15 protein-coding genes are annotated in these 15296 nt (G+C 60.1%); 14 read left to right on the top strand and 1 reads right to left on the bottom strand.

Going from position 1 to position 15296, the window contains the following annotated elements; all coding sequences use genetic code 11:
- Positions 1–15 precede the first annotated feature (15 nt).
- The 9 genes from ACMVPR_RS11585 to tcuB all read left to right on the top strand — a co-directional run bounded on the left by ACMVPR_RS11585 (position 16) and on the right by tcuB (position 9671).
- A complete protein-coding gene (locus ACMVPR_RS11585; RefSeq protein WP_416883009.1) occupies positions 16–1092 on the top strand; it encodes a tricarboxylate transporter in 1077 nt (358 codons plus the stop codon).
- A gap of 81 nt (positions 1093–1173) precedes the next feature.
- The gene (locus ACMVPR_RS11590; RefSeq protein WP_416883010.1) at positions 1174–3204 is read left to right on the top strand and encodes a tripartite tricarboxylate transporter permease; all 2031 of its coding nucleotides are present in this window, start codon (positions 1174–1176) and stop codon (positions 3202–3204) included.
- 18 nt (positions 3205–3222) lie between these two features.
- A complete protein-coding gene (locus ACMVPR_RS11595) occupies positions 3223–4311 on the top strand; it encodes a 4-oxalomesaconate tautomerase (RefSeq protein ID WP_416883011.1) in 1089 nt (362 codons plus the stop codon).
- Position 4312: 1 nt separating this feature from the next.
- Positions 4313–5128, top strand: coding sequence for a universal stress protein (locus ACMVPR_RS11600; protein WP_416883012.1), 816 nt, complete (start codon positions 4313–4315; stop codon positions 5126–5128).
- Positions 5129–5137: 9 nt separating this feature from the next.
- Entirely contained in the window at positions 5138–5299 is a 162-nt protein-coding gene (locus ACMVPR_RS11605) for a hypothetical protein (protein WP_300581463.1), read from the top strand.
- A 12-nt stretch (positions 5300–5311) separates the two neighbouring features.
- Positions 5312–6286, top strand: coding sequence for a D-2-hydroxyacid dehydrogenase family protein (locus tag ACMVPR_RS11610; protein ID WP_416883013.1), 975 nt, complete (start codon positions 5312–5314; stop codon positions 6284–6286).
- A 265-nt stretch (positions 6287–6551) separates the two neighbouring features.
- Complete coding sequence (locus tag ACMVPR_RS11615; protein WP_416883014.1) at positions 6552–7232, top strand: GntR family transcriptional regulator; 681 nt, start codon at positions 6552–6554, stop codon at positions 7230–7232.
- A complete protein-coding gene (gene tcuA, locus ACMVPR_RS11620; RefSeq protein ID WP_416883015.1) occupies positions 7229–8620 on the top strand; it encodes an FAD-dependent tricarballylate dehydrogenase TcuA in 1392 nt (463 codons plus the stop codon). The genes ACMVPR_RS11615 and tcuA overlap by 4 nt, the downstream gene beginning before the upstream one ends.
- Positions 8610–9671: a tricarballylate utilization 4Fe-4S protein TcuB gene (gene tcuB / locus ACMVPR_RS11625; RefSeq protein ID WP_416883016.1), complete on the top strand. Its 1062-nt coding sequence runs from the start codon at positions 8610–8612 to the stop codon at positions 9669–9671. Before tcuA ends, tcuB begins: the two co-directional genes overlap by 11 nt.
- A 386-nt stretch (positions 9672–10057) precedes the next feature.
- On the opposite strand, the gene ACMVPR_RS11630 is transcribed toward tcuB, so the two are convergent.
- On the bottom strand, positions 10058–10885 hold the full coding sequence (locus ACMVPR_RS11630; RefSeq protein ID WP_416883017.1) for an NmrA family NAD(P)-binding protein: 828 nt from the start codon (positions 10883–10885) through the stop codon (positions 10058–10060).
- Between the two features lie 139 nt (positions 10886–11024).
- Between ACMVPR_RS11630 and ACMVPR_RS11635 the strand changes: the two genes are divergently transcribed.
- The 5 genes from ACMVPR_RS11635 to ACMVPR_RS11655 all read left to right on the top strand — a co-directional run bounded on the left by ACMVPR_RS11635 (position 11025) and on the right by ACMVPR_RS11655 (position 15271).
- A complete protein-coding gene (locus ACMVPR_RS11635) occupies positions 11025–11975 on the top strand; it encodes a cupin domain-containing protein (RefSeq protein ID WP_416883018.1) in 951 nt (316 codons plus the stop codon).
- Positions 11976–12279: 304 nt separating this feature from the next.
- Positions 12280–12609, top strand: coding sequence for a DUF2322 family protein (locus tag ACMVPR_RS11640; RefSeq protein WP_416883019.1), 330 nt, complete (start codon positions 12280–12282; stop codon positions 12607–12609).
- A 123-nt stretch (positions 12610–12732) separates the two neighbouring features.
- Entirely contained in the window at positions 12733–13314 is a 582-nt protein-coding gene (locus ACMVPR_RS11645; protein ID WP_416884652.1) for a rhomboid family intramembrane serine protease, read from the top strand.
- Between the two features lie 429 nt (positions 13315–13743).
- Positions 13744–14034: a DUF1330 domain-containing protein gene (locus ACMVPR_RS11650; protein ID WP_416883020.1), complete on the top strand. Its 291-nt coding sequence runs from the start codon at positions 13744–13746 to the stop codon at positions 14032–14034.
- A 325-nt stretch (positions 14035–14359) separates the two neighbouring features.
- A complete protein-coding gene (locus tag ACMVPR_RS11655; protein WP_416883021.1) occupies positions 14360–15271 on the top strand; it encodes a polysaccharide deacetylase family protein in 912 nt (303 codons plus the stop codon).
- Positions 15272–15296: the final 25 nt, after the last annotated feature.

Raw genomic sequence — 15296 nt, forward strand, 5'->3', positions numbered from 1 at the left:
TACGGGAGGACACCAATGACCATCAAGACACTTGCAACATCGGTTGCAGCAATCGCCCTCATGGCTGGCCCGGCGCTGGCAGAAGTCGACTTTTCCGGCAAGACGATCGAATGGGTGATCCCGTTCTCGGAAACCGGCGGGTCAGCGAAATGGGCCAACTTCTTTGCACCGCTGCTCTCGGAAGAACTGCCAGGCAACCCGACGGTTGTGGTCAAGTTCATGCCGGGGGCAGGCTCGACCAAAGGTGCAAACTGGTTTCAGGAACAGGAACACAAGGACGGCACACTGCTTTTCGGTTCGTCCGGGTCGACGCAGTTTCCATACCTGCTGAACGATCCGCGCGTGCGCTACGAATACAATGACTGGATCCCGGTCATGGCGACCGGGACCGGTGGTGTTGCTTATCTGAACCCCGACGACGGAGCAAAATTCGACGGCTCGGCCAACGGCCTCAAGGACGTGGACCTGATCTTTGGCTCGCAGGGCGCGACCGGGCTCGATCTGGTTCCGCTTCTGGCATGGAAGATGCTGGGCATGAACGTGGAGCCGGTCTTCGGTATCAAGGGCCGTGGTGACGGTCGCCTGATGTTCGAGCGTGGTGAAGCCACCATCGATTACCAGACGTCCTCGGGCTACCTCTCGGGTGCTGCGGACCTGGTCGCTGCCGGAACTGCCGTACCGATGATGGCGTGGGGCGCACTTGACGAGAACGGCATGATCGTACGCGATCCGACCTTCCCGGACATGCCGTCTTTCAAAGAGGTCTGTGCTGCCACAGATGGCTGCGAAACCGAAGGCGTAGCATGGGATGCGTGGAAGGCCTTCTTCATCTCTGGCTATCCGTCGCAAAAGATCGCCTTCCTGCCAAAGGGCACGCCTCAGGACGTCATCGACACCTATGTCGCTGCCTTCGAGGCTGTCCGCGCACGTCCAGACTTTGCCGAGATCTCGTCGAACGAGGTTGGGCAATATCCGATGTTCGTCGGCGCTGGTGCCGAGAAAGCCACCGATGAAGCGACCACCGTGTCACCAGAGGCCAAGGCCTATGTCATCGATTGGCTCAAGGAAGCGTATGGCGTGACGATCGAGTAATCGACGCGCTCACGGGTCCCGACACAGTCCGGGACCCGCCACCTTCCTGACTTCTGAACATTCAACCGAAAGAACGGTGCGATGGATCTCTTCGCGACCGCCCTGCCGGCGCTTGCCGACGCATGGGCTCTTATCCTGCAACCTGTCGTCCTTGGATATCTCGTCCTTGGCGTGGTCATGGGCCTTGCCGTCGGCGTGTTCCCCGGCCTTGGCGGCATCGCTGGCCTCTCTCTTCTCCTGCCGTTCATGTTCGGCATGGAGCCTGTTCTGGGTCTCGCGTTGATGATCGGCATGGTTGCCGTGGTGCCGACGTCGGACACGTTTTCATCGGTGCTGATGGGCATCCCCGGCTCGTCTGCGTCGCAGGCAACGGTTCTCGATGGCTTTCCCCTGGCCCGCAAGGGACAGGCTGCACGGGCTTTGTCTGCGGCCTTTACCGCGTCTTTGTTTGGCGGACTGGTCGGCGCGGTGTTTCTGACACTGTTCATTGTTGTGGCACGGCCGCTGGTGCTCGCTTTCGGCTTGCCGGAAATGCTGATGATTTCGATTCTTGGCCTGTCGATGGTGGCAGTCCTCGCGGGGCGTGTGGCGCTCAAGGGACTGGCGGCGGCAGGTCTGGGTATGCTGATCGGAACCATCGGCGTCGCGGATGCCGGCGGCTCGCTGCGCATGGCAAGCTACGACTTCCCCTATCTGACGGACGGGCTGCAACTGGTCATCGTAGGCCTTGGCATCTTCGCCGTTCCAGAGATCGTTTCTCTGCTCCGGCAGGACCGGTCCATCGCCAAGGACGCGACCCTTGGCGCGGGCTGGATGGACGGCGTGCGTGACTGGTTCGACAACAAGTGGCTGTCGGTGCGCTGTTCACTGATCGGCGTGCTCGTCGGTGTGATCCCCGGCCTTGGCGGCTCGGTGGTCGACTGGATCGCCTATGGCCACGCGGTACAGACCACCAAGGACAAATCGCAGTTCGGCAAGGGCGAGATCCGTGGCGTGATCGGACCGGAAAGCTCGAACAACGCCAAGGAGGGCGGAGGTCTTGTGCCGACCCTGCTGTTCGGCATTCCCGGCTCGGGCTCAATGGCGATCTTCATCGGCGCCATTGCCCTCTTGGGATCGGGCGATATCGAGGTTGGCCCCGCGATGCTGCGCGACAACCTGGACATCACTTATTCGATTGTCTGGCTGTTGGCGCTGGCGAACGTGGTGGGCACACTTCTCTGCATTGGCGTCTCGGGCGGCATCGCCAAGCTGACGACGATCCGGTTTACCTACCTCGCGCCGTTTCTCTTCATGCTGATCGCCTTTGCCGCGTTCCAGTCCGGGCAAAACTTCGAAGACATCCTGGCACTGTTTGCCATTGGGCTGATCGGCATCTTCCTGCGCCGCTTTGACTGGTCGCGTCCGGCGTTTCTGATCGGATTTGTGCTCTCGAACCCTGTCGAGAAGTTTTCGAACCAAGCGTTTCAGATCGCGTCGTTCCGCTTTCGCAAATCCTTCGAAGAGGGGATGGAGTACATCTTTTCCCCGATCGTCATCGTTTTGCTGATCGTCACGGTCATCTCGGTGGTGCTGGGTCTGCGGCAAGCGAAATCCATCATGGCCGAGGGCGAGGTGCAGTCCGGGTCCAAGCGCGCACCCATCATCTTCCTGCTGGTGATCCTTGCCTACGTCGTTACCGCGCTGCTGAACGCAAACGCGATCCCCGACTACAACATGACGGACAAGATCGTGCCGCTGGTCATTGGTGGCATCACGTTGGCCGCGCTGATGATCCTGCTCGTGCAAATGATCCTGCGTCCCGAAGGCGACACCATCTTTGCAGACAAGGAGATGGCGGGTGAGGACGCGGATGCGCCCTATGGCCTCTGGGGCACGTTGGCGTGGTTCCTGGGTCTGATCGTCATGACGTATTTCCTTGGTTTCATCCTCGCTCTGGCAGGATTCCTTGTGACTTTCCTGCGGGTCCGCGCCCAGGCGCCGTGGCCCAAGACCCTGATCCTGACCGCTTCAGGCATCGCGCTCATGTGCGTCATGGGCGGTGCGCTGAACCGCGATTTCCCGCCCGGGCTGCTGCAAGACGCTGTCGATCTGCCTTGGCCGCTGAAGTGATTTTCCGGAGACCCTGACATGACACAGACAGGCATTCCTTTTGTCTTCATGCGCGGCGGCACCTCTCGCGGGCCGTACTTTAAACGCGCCGACTTGCCCGAGGATCGCGGGACGCTGGCCGAGGTGCTGTTGGCTGCCCTGGGATCGGGTCATCCGATCAATATTGACGGGATAGGCGGCGGCGTTGCGGTGACAACGAAGGTCGCGATGCTCTCGCCGTCGGAAGATGATTGGGCTGACGTCGACTACTTCTTTGCGCAGGTCTCGGTCGAGGATCGGCTGGTGGATTTCAAGCCCACATGCGGCAACATCCTGTCTGGTGTCGGCCCGGCGGCGGTTGAGATGGGTCTGGTCACGCCGACCGGCGACGAGACCGAAGTCAAGATCCGCGCCGTCAACACCGGAGCGCGGGTTCTGGCTCGGCTCCAGACACCAGGTGGCACGATGCGTTATGATGGCGAGACGGAGATCGCCGGTGTGCCGGGAACCGCAGCCCCCATCGCGCTAAACTTCATGGGTGTCGTCGGATCATCCACCGGGGCCTTTCTGCCGACTGGCAACCTGCGCGACACGTTCGACGGGATCGAGGTCACGTGCATGGACGTGGCCATGCCCATGGCCATCGCCCGCGCCGAAGACTTCGGTCTGACCGGGTACGAAACGGTCGAGGAACTGGACACGAACCGGGAGTTTTTTGCCCGGATGGAGGCCGTCCGCCTCAAGGCGGGCAAAGCCATGGGCTTGGGCGATGTCACGCAATCCGTTACGCCGAAATTCGGCCTGTTCGCCCCGGCCCGCGACGGCGGCACGATCTGCACGCGCTATTTCATGCCTTGGACCACGCATCCGTCGATGGCTGTGACGGGATCACAGTGTCTTGCATCTTGCGCACTTACGCCCGGAACCGTCGCCGATGGTCTCTTGGTCCGTCCCACTCAAAGCCCGGCCAATGTGGTGCTGGAACATGCGTCCGGCACAATCGAAGTTCTGGTCGATTTCGAGATGAACAATCACTTCACGCTCAATTCCGCCGGACTGCTGCGCACCGCTCGCAAGCTGGCAGACGGCCATATCTACGTTCCGTCCTCTGTCTGGAAAGGCCGCTGACATGCCGATGATGAACCTGCTCGTGGCCTTCAACGGATCGGAGGGATCGGTCGCGGCCCTGCGTTATGCGGCCGCCTTGGCAAAGCGGCTGGGGGCCCATGTCACGGCTATTTTGGCTCACAGCACGCACGAGGTTATCGACAAACGCTCGCGCTGGATTCCCAAGGAGGCGCGCGCCTTGCTGGACGCTGCCAACACCAGCATCCTGCGCGAGATCGAGGAGAAGTTCGAGGTCGAGCGGACCGCACTGGGTCTGGCCAACGCGCTGCAACTCAAAGAGGTGTCTGGCCGCGTCGATACAGTCTTGTCTGAAGCTGCACGGCACTACGACATCCTGATTGTCGGACGTCATTCCGAGACCGACGACGAGCATGTGACCCTGCACCCGGATCGCATTGCCTTGATGTCGGGTCGCCCGGTTGTCGTCGTGCCTGCGGGCTATGAGGGCGGCGGTACACTGAGCCATTCGGCTCTGGCTTGGGACGGAGGCCGCGCGGCAGCGCGAGCGCTTTCCGACAGCCTGCGCCTGTTGGAAGAAGATGGCCGCGTGAGCGTTCTCACCGTTGGCTTGCGCACAAGCTGGCCCGTCGAAGACCTGATGACTCACCTCTCGCGACACGGAGTCGAGGCCATTCACGAGGAATGGCCGCCGTCGCATCCGGTGGCAGCCACCCTGATCGCGTGGTGCCGTCGAAACCGGCCCTCGCTGCTGGTTCTCGGAGCGTATGAGCATTCCAAATTCCGCGAGGACTTGCTGGGTGGTGTCACCTCCGAGGTTCTTGCACACATCGACATCCCCGTCCTCTTGTCCCACTGAGATACACTCATGTCCGATTACGAAAAACTGACCCGTCTGCGCCGGGAGCTTGAAGCGATGCGCCAAGACCTGTCACAGCGGATCGCACAAGGTGCCCCAGGTAAACCTGATTTGGTGATCTTGCACGAACGGGTCAGCCGGGCGATCAAGGCGCTGTCTCCCCAAGGCTGAAAGGTGCCTCAGATGAAGGTCCATATTCTGGATGACTGGTTCGACACGCTGCAAGGCTTGCCGTGCTTCCGTTTGCTTGACGGGCATGAGGTCACTGTCTGGACCGATCACGAAGCCGACGAAGCAGCCCTGGCGGCACGCTTGCAGGATGCCGACGCCCTCGTTCTGTTCCGCGAACGGACCAATGTTACGCGAGGTCTACTAGAGCGGCTGCCAAACCTGCGGCTGATCTCGCAGCGCGGAGTCTGGCCACATGTGGATGTGGAGGCTTGTACAGATCATGGCGTTCTACTGTGCTCAAACACCGGCGCGGACGGGGCGAATTACGCCGCGGCCGAGCTGACTTTTGCGCTTATCCTTGCCGCCATGCGTCAGTTGCCGCAGCAGATGGCCAGCGCCAAGGCGGGACGGTGGCAGATGGGCGTGGGCCGCACGTTGCGGGGCCGAACAGTTGGACTTTATGGCTACGGACGCATTGGGCGCGTGGTGGCGGATTATGCACGCGCCTTTGGAATGAACGTGGTGTGGTGGGCCTCGGAAGCGGGCCGGGAAAGCGCACGCGCCGCAGGCGAGCACGTGGCCGAAAGCCGCGAAGCCTTCTTTGCAAACAGCGACGTGGTGTCCCTGCACTTACGTCTGACATCCGAAACACGGGGGATCGTGACGTCGGATGACCTCGCAGTGATGTCGCCGCGCGCCGTGCTGGTGAACACCTCACGCGCCGGCCTTATCGCTCCCGGTGCTCTGCTTAATGCTTTGAACGCGGGTCGTCCGGGAATGGCTGCAATCGACGTCTTCGACAAAGAGCCGATGATCGATCCGAAAGACCCACTGCTGACGCATCCAAACCTGTTCGCCACCCCGCATATCGGCTTTGTAACCGAAGACGAGTTCGACAAGCAGTTCGCGGACATCTTCGACCAGGTCAATGCTTTTGCCGAAGGCCACCCGATCCACATGGTCAACGCGGTCGTCCACCACCAATAGTCGCCGCCACTTGGCACACATCTCGTCATGCATGCTGCACCAGACAGGGCGCATGGCGACCGCACGGCCTTTAGCAGCGATCTGAATCTTCCAACTGCCCCGCTTCAAGGATCGACCCTTCTCGGCAAGGCGGCATTTGGGTGACGGCACAACACCGGCGCAAGTGGCAAGGCAGAATGCTACGACCAGACGTCCTGAATGTCTTGACATGAAACTGTATACTCATGTATCCAATTGGATACAATTTTGATACAGAGACCGCACCATGACCGATGACGACAGCACACCGCAAGGCAACGCTGCCTACTCGCGCCTGCTCAACGAACTGCGCGAAGGACGTCTGAACCCGGGCGACCGGTTACGGGAAACCGAGCTGGCAGACCGGCTGGGCGTCTCGCGCACGCCCGTGCGCGAAGCCATCAGACAGCTCGAAGCGGATGGCATCGTCACTCATATCCCAAGGCAAGGCGCAGCGATCCGTACACTTGATTACGCCGAAGTGATGGAGCTGTACGAAATGCGCGCGGTTCTTGAGGGGACAGCCGCGCGACTTGCGGCACGGGCGGCTTCAGAGATCGAGATTGAAGAGTTGATCGACATGAACCAGCAGATGGCGACCCTCGGCAATGCACCCGAAGCCTTCATCCTCAATCGCCAATTCCATGGGGCACTCTTTGACGCCGCCAAAAACCGCTTTCTCGCGCGATCCATCCGTGCGCTTCAGATGGCGCTCTTGATCCTTGGCCCTACCACGCTCACCGATCCAGATCGTGCCGCAAAAGCGGTTGAGGAACATGTCGGGGTCCTTGACGCGATCAAGGCACGGGATGGCGCGTTGGCCGAGATCAAGATGCGGGCCCATATCGAAGCCGCTCAACGGGTGCGTGTGCGTGCGCTGCGTACCTTGCCTGATCGCATACCCGGATATGACGGAGACTTGCTGTGATTTCTTCCGACACCGCTGACATTGTCGTCATCGGCGGCGGCAATGCAGCGCTCTGTGCCGCCATCACTGCGGCAGAGGCAGGGGCGCGCGTGACGATCCTTGAGGCCGCACCAAAGCCCTATCGCGGCGGCAATTCCCGCCACACCCGCAACTTTCGCTGCATGCATCATGGCCCCCTTGGACCGCTGGTCGACAGTTATTCCGAAGACGAATACCTCGCCGATCTTCTGAAGGTGACGGGCGGCAAGACCCATGAAGGGCTTGCTCGCCTCGCCATCCGAAGCTCCGAGGAATGCTTGCCCTGGATGGAGGCACATGGAGTGCGGTTCCAGCCGTCCCTGTCAGGCACCTTGTCGCTGGCGCGGACCAACGCCTTTTTCCTTGGTGGTGGCAAGGGGCTTGTGAATGCCTACTATCGCACCGCTGAACGCCTTGGCGTGCAGGTCGCCTACGAGGCATCGGTCACACATCTGGAATTGAATGACGACCGCATCGATTTCGTCGACTACACGCAGGATGGTCAGACACACCGGATTTCGCCGAAAGCCATCATCGTCGCCTCGGGCGGGTTCCAGGCCGACACCGATTGGCTGGCGCGCGCCTGGGGACCTGCGGCCAAGAATTTCCTGATCCGCGGGACGCCCTATAATCGCGGCGTGGTGTTGGCCGACCTGCTGGATCAGGGCGTCGCGCAGGTCGGCGACCCGACCCAATGCCATGCTGTGGCGATCGACGGGCGCGCGCCGAAATTCGACGGTGGCATCGTCACCCGGCTCGACTGCGTGCCGTTCTCCATCGTGCTCAACAAGGACGCACAGCGCTTTTACGACGAGGGTGAAGACGTCTGGCCCAAGAGATACGCGATCTGGGGAAGGTTGGTGGCCGCGCAGCCTGATCAGGTCGGCTATGTCATCATCGACGCAAAGTCTCTGAACCTGTTCATGCCGTCCGTCTTTCCGCCGATCAAGGCAGACACGCTCGAGGAATTGGCCGAAAAGCTGGGTTTGCCGACTGAAGCGCTTTCCCAAACCGTCGCCAAGTTCAACGCAGCCTGTGGCGACACATCGAATTTCCACCCGACAGAGCTGGACGGTGTCGCAACCAACGGTCTGACGCCACCAAAGACCAATTGGGCACGACCCATCTCCGAACCCCCGTTCTATGGCTATTCGCTTAGGACCGGGGTCACCTTCACCTATCTGGGACTCAAGGTCGACGAACGCGCGCAATGCGCCATCGGCAATCGCCCCATCAGCAACCTCTGGGCTGCAGGGGAAACCATGGCCGGCTCGATCCTTGGCCAAGGCTACCTGGCTGGTTTCGGGATGACCATCGGCACCGTCTTTGGACGCATTGCAGGCAAGGAGGCCGCGGCCCATGCAAACTGATCTGCTGCAAGAGGCCCGCCGTCAGGCCGAAATCTGCAATGCCTGCCGCTATTGCGAAGGCTATTGCTCTGTCTTTCCCGCCCTGCACGCCGAGCGCGCATTCAGTGATGGCGCTCTAACGCAATTGGCAAACCTGTGTCACAACTGCCGCGGCTGCTATTACGCCTGCCAATACACGGCACCGCACGAATTCGACCTGAACCTACCGCAGGCACTCGCGAATGTCCGGCAAGACAGCTGGGAGGATCTGGCCTTTCCGCGCGCGGCGGGCCAAGCCTTTCACAAGAACGGCGCTCTGATCGCTGTCGCAACTGTGTTAGGATTTGCGCTCATGTTCTGGGCGGCACGCGCGTTAGGCTCGAACGGTGGCGAAGGCTTTTACACAGTACTGTCGCACAACGCGATGGTTGCGATCTTCCTGCCAGCATTTGTGTTTCCGCTGATCAGCATTGGCGTGAGTTTGCGGCGCTACTGGAAGCGGGTCGGTGCCAAACCCTTGAAGGCCGCGCATGTGATAAAGGCCCTGCAAGAGGCAGCCATGCTCAAGAACCTCAAGGGTGGGCATGGTGACGGTTGCAACTTTGAGGACGAGGACAGGTTTTCCCACGCTCGGCGGATGGCGCATCACGCGGTGATGTACGGGTTCTTGCTGTGTTTCGCATCTACCTCCGTTGCAACCGTGATGCATTACATGTTCGCAATGCCGGCACCCTATGGGCTTATCTCGTTGCCGAAACTCTTGGGAATTTCAGGCGGCGTTTTGATGGTGGCAGGCTGTATCGAGATGATCCGCCTGAAACTCCGCTCTGACCGAAACTTGGGAGCCAATGCCGCGTTTGGCGGCGAAGTGGCGTTTGTAGGATTACTGGGTTTTGTCGGCTTCAGCGGTCTGACGCTGTTTGTTCTGGGGCAGTCGGCAATCATGCCCGCTCTCCTCGCAATCCACCTAGGTGCAGTACTTGCGTTTTTCCTCCTCATGCCCTTCACCAAGATGGCACATGGATTCTACAGATTAACTGCATTGACAGCGGATGCGGCTCAAAGAGAATAAGAAGTTCGAATCTCGGGTCGATGAGCGTGAGCTACCGACCCTCGCAAAGTTTCTGCGAAAGTTGCGCAGGTGCTGGCGATCGCACGTATGGCGAACCAAAATATTCCGGCAGGCTATCGAAACTCCAGCACCCGGCCCAGAGCAGGCCTTTGGCCAATGGAGCAAAATGCTGCGGCGCGGCCCGTCAGAGCCACCATTCGCTGCAAGTGCAAAATCTCGAAGTAGCGGAACTCACAGATTGCGCGACATTGCTACCGTTCGCTGCGGGCGCATGATTTCATGTCTCAGAATCTAAGCGTTGGAGGGGGGCGAAGGCTTTGGACGTTCGGATGACCGGGCCCAACCGTCCGGAACCCGCCGATCCGGCAGGCTCCGAACACTTTGCATTATGCCGCCTTAGCCCATGCACCTCGGGCAGCAGCCCGAGCGCAGAAGTCTGAGAAGGCGCGCGGCGGGCGACCCAAAGCCCGTTCCACGCCATTTCCCAGCTTGGCGTTACGGCCATCAAATATCTGTCGGCAGACCTCAGTGAAAACATCTGCAAGCAGGGGTCCACCAAGTTCTGTGAGTGCGTCGTGGAACTGTTCAGAGGTGATCGCCTGGTAACTCAGGCTCTGCCCCGTCCAAAGGCTCAGTTCCGCCGTCGCTTCTTCGAAAGTCAGGAGCTGCGGGCCTGTGACCTCGTATTCCTGTCCGACGTGGTGAGGTTCGGTAAGAGCGGCGACCACGACCTCGGCAAGGTCATCTATATCAACGAAAGGCTCGGCGACATCGCCAGCCGGCAGGGCGAGCGTTCCGTCCATGACCGCTTCCTGGAGAAATCCTTCGGAGAAATTCTGTGCAAACCACGCTGCTCGCACCAGCGTATATTCCATTCCGGACTTTCGAATGATCTCCTCGCAAATCTCCGCGCGAGGTTCGCCGCGACCTGCGAGCATAACCAGCCGCCGAACCCCGGCATTTCGGGCCATTTCGGTCAACATCAGAAATTTCTCTGGCGCGCCTGGAAACGCGAGGTCGGGCGCGTAGGTGATGTACGCTGCCGAGACGCCAGAGAGAGCTTGTGTCCAGGTGGCGGGGTCTTCCCAGTCGAATCTGGTTTGTGCGTTGCGCGACGCACGGCGCACGGTGTGACCGCCCGCTGCAAGTAGATCGGCCACACGGCGGCCGGTCTTGCCGGTCGCGCCGATGACGAGGATTGGTGAAGATTGCATTTTATTCGTTCCTTAGTCATTTTTGCTGTATGCGAAAAATAATAAGCAGAATTCGGATAATCTATGATCCAAAATCTTAATTTATTTGCAGATCGTCCAAAATATTGGACATTAGAAAAGCCTCAATGTAACAAAACGCATGACCCACCCCACGTCGCACCCGCCCGTTCACGCCGACCCACTCGGAGAGAGCCTACATCTTTTGAGGCTGGAGGGTACACTGTACAATCAGGGCGCATTGACGGCGCCCTGGAGCATTGCGGTTCCCCGGCTGGAAGGTCTTCTAAACTTTCTCGTGGTCACGGCAGGGCGATGCTGGCTGGTTCTGGATGGCCATGAACCCATTCGAATGGAGCAAGGCTGCCTGGCCCTTATCCCGCATGCCACGCCGCATCGGGTTTGCAGCGACCTGGATCTGCCCCCCGTGCCCTTGTTCGAAATTCCTGTCAAGAAAGTCTCCGAGCGGCTTGAGATCATGCGGTACGGCGGCGATGGGGAGCCAACACGCACGATGTATGGATGCGTCCGATTTGACCACGTCGCCGCACATCACCTTATCAGCCACTTACCCGATGTCATCTATATCAGCCGCTGGGAGGAAGACACAGGAGACTGGCTGCAAAGCACCTTGCGCCTTGTCGCTCGGGAAGCCGCCCAAATGCGTGCAGGCGGCGAGACCGTCATCACCCGGTTGGCCGACGTGATGGTGATTCAAGCGCTCCGATCTTGGCTGGACACCGCACCAGAAGCCAATCGGGGCTGGCTTGCTGCCCTTCGCGACCCGCAGATCGGCCGGGCGCTCGCAAAGGTCCATGCAAAGCCTGGGGAAGACTGGTCGGTCGATCTCTTGGCACGCGCGACCGGAATGTCGCGTTCGGCGTTTGCGGCACGTTTTTCGGCGATCGTTGGTTCGGCTCCAATGACCTACATCACCCACTGGCGGCTGAGTGTCGCCCGCAATCGCATAGCCGTAACCGATGATCCGGTCGCCCAAATAGCCGGGGATGTCGGGTACAAATCCGAGGCTGCCTTCATGCGCGCCTTCAACCGGCAATTCGGCATTTCGCCAGGCAGGCTGCGACGAAGCTAGATCGCTTTGGTCAGCAAGATTCGTGCGCACTGGACAAGAGTGCAAAGGGCTCGGAGCCGACCTCGGATTTGGCGGGGCATCAGCTCGGGGCCAGACCAGCGGTCACGCAAGGACGGCCCGGAGCTGCCCTTCACCGGTTTGGCCATCGCTGCGGCTCAGTTTCCCCAAACTTGACATTCATTGCAGCTGCAGAATTGACGGGCCGATGTGCTGCCCCATTTTTGTTGCGGCGCCTTCGTGACCTTGGCTTGGCAGTCCGTGGTTTGGTATGGCGATTCCGAATGGCATTTGAAAGGACAGCCGGATGAAACAGCCCTTATCTTCGTTTAAGGAGAACCTTCAGAACCTGCCATCTATTGACGGGATCGAGAGACTGGAGATGATGGATGCTGCCGGCGATGTGGTCGCATCCATTGAGAATCAACCGGGCAAGCAAGGGTCCTTGGCGGTCTACCAATATCTGTTCGCGACGTATGGGGTTCTGAATGCCGAAGCTGCGACACACGGACTGGCAGTCTTTGCGGAACATACCGAGGACGCGCGAAACCAACCCGGTGCGCATCCGAACATCGACCGCCTGCTTGAGATACAAGGCGGTGGTGCGCCTTTGACCATCCGGCTCGTAAAGCAGTAAACGCCTCTGCTGCCACTGGTAAAGCACTGAGATGGTTTACGGCTGTCCTGCCGGGCGTCTCGGATAACAGTTGAACCCGCCGGGCCGGAGATTACCATCGAAGTCATGAGCACTCAGAACCGAATGCACGCCTTCTTGCGCAGAGCAGCGGCGCTTGCCGTCTTTGTCGCGCTGCTGTGGGCGATTCAGATCGTCAATTGGATCAGTGGCTATAGCTTGAACTCAGCCTTCGGCCTGGTCCCGCGTCACGTCGGCGGAATGGACGGCATTGTCGCGATGCCCCTGCTGCACGGCAGTTTCGCCCACCTCATCGCGAACACGCCGCCCTTGCTTGTCATGGGGGGGCTGCTTATGGCGACCGCAACACGGGCCTTGCTGGCTGTGAACATGATGGTAGTCGCGCTCGGCGGCGGCCTCGTCTGGATACTCGGTAGCCCGGCAATTCACGTCGGCGCATCCGGGTTGATCTTCGGCTGGTTCGGCTTCCTGATTGCACGGGGCTTAGTTGATCGTTCACCCGTTACACTGGGCGCCGCAGTCGTCATCGGGGGGCTCTATGGCTCCCTCCTGTGGGGCGTGCTGCCCGGGCAACCCGGCGTGTCTTGGGAAGCCCACCTGTTCGGCGCGCTCGCGGGCGTTGCGGCAGCTCTTCTGATCAAAAGCCCGGTCCATGCAGCGCGCCTACGCGGCGTTGACCGGCCATAACGAAAGACTTTCTGCGGCCCAGACCAGTCATTGCCGATCAAAGTTTGCGCCGCAGTGCGGCTGCACCAAAGCTGCCGTTCATGCGCCCTGTTCCCCAAATACTCGCGCACCGCACGGGGCGCGTCAGCCGGGTTGATCCGTGCAGTTACCGGACGAGCGCCAATTACCATCAACCGGCGGTCCCGGCACTTGGTGGGCCTTCAGGGGCGCGTGCCAGCGCCGAGGCACAGCTTCACGAGACCGGAGATGCGGGCATCGTGCGGCGTCCGGGGGACGGACGAAGGTCAGGATGGCGGACCGCGCGACCGTAGCATGCCAAGACAGTGTTTCGCTTGAAGGTTGGACATGCCGTTGGTTATGATTTTCAAAAGACGTTGGCCGGTTGGACCATGAGATCTAATCACAGCAGTTCAAACCCAGGAGGGTGTCATGCCTAAAGGATATTGGATCGTTCATCTCAAGGTCACCGATCCCGACACCTACCGCCGCTACGCTGACGTGGCACCCGCCATCGTCACGCAATTGGGCGGGACGTATACCGTGGATGCAGGACGGTCTGAAATCGCCGAGGGCGATGCGTCCCTTGACCGCCACGTTGTCGTCGAGTTCCCCAGCTTTGAGGCCGCACGGTCCGCTTTCCATTCCGACGCATACCAGTCCGTCGTCCACCACCGCCATGAAAGTGCGGACTGCTTTTTTACATTTGCGGAAGGCGCCTGAGCGCAGCCGCGCGGAAGACCCGCCTTGGGGTCACAGCGGTCCTGCGGCGTTGCGGCGGCATTCGGGCTACAAGGGAAGAGGTGATCGACGCTCACGGCCCTTAGCTGCCTATCACACCCGAGCTGGTCGCTGCGGTGCGGCTTCGCCGAAAGGCCCTTCATGCGCTATGCAACATCGTCGCGCCCGTCAAAGGCCGGTCAGCGGGAGATATTGGTCGTTTGCTGTTTCACTCTTCGGACTGAAGATCGTTGTACTCCAATAAGCCTTGCAAGCCCTCCAGGCGCGTGAAACCTTCTGCTAGTTTTCAAGGAGTATTTTCGTGCGCATGGCCTTTACCTTGGATGACCTGCCGGTCTTCCCCCATATGCCGTTGCCGGACGGCGACACGCCGCAGTTCGTTGCCGCCCGGATCATCGACGCCTTTGATCGGAACGGGGTGTCCGGCGTGTTTGCATTGGCCAATTCCTGGCCGCTCGACGTTGATCCCAAATATGCGCTTATTCTGGACGACTGGATCGCGGCGGGGCACCACATCGGCAACCACACGCATACCCATCCCTTGCTGAACGAGACATCTGCCGAGGACTTTAATCACGATATATCCGTTGCCGATGACTTGCTTGCACCATGGATCAGCAAGGCCCCGCTTCGCGCCTTTCGACATCCGCTCGAACAATGGGGCAACACGGAAGAAAAGCGGGTCGCCGTGAACGCTCATATTGACCGGCTGGCCTATCAAAGTGTTGGCATAACGAGTTGGTTCTACGAATGGGAATGGGACCGTGCTTGTCGACATTTGATCCAAACCGGACGCACGGAAGAAGCCGAGCGCCTGAAGGCCGAGTTCATCGACTATGCGGCGGCGCAGGTCGCTCATGATGCCGAGACTTGCAGAACAGTTTTCGGGAATGAGGTGATCGGCATTGGCCTTATCCACCCGGTTGCCTTTTTCACCGAGGTTGCCGATGGGTTCTTCCGCCAGCTGTTCGCCGAAGGCGTCACGTTTGTGCCGCTGTCCGAGGCTTTGGATGATCCGGCCTACCTCCGGTCGGGAACGATCGTCACCGACGCGTTCCAGGTTCACCAGATCAAGATTGCCGCTGCGGATGGTCATGTCCTGGACGCGGTTCCGCCAACGCATAAGGCCCTTATTGAGCGGGTGTTCGAACTGGGAACACCGCTGCGACCTTCCCGTCGCGGCATGCTGGTTCAGAACATGCGCGCCAAGGCAACCTGAGCGGACCAAAGCCGCCGCCGCGCTC

Source organism: Marivita sp. (assembly GCF_048006345.1).
GTDB lineage: Bacteria > Pseudomonadota > Alphaproteobacteria > Rhodobacterales > Rhodobacteraceae > Marivita.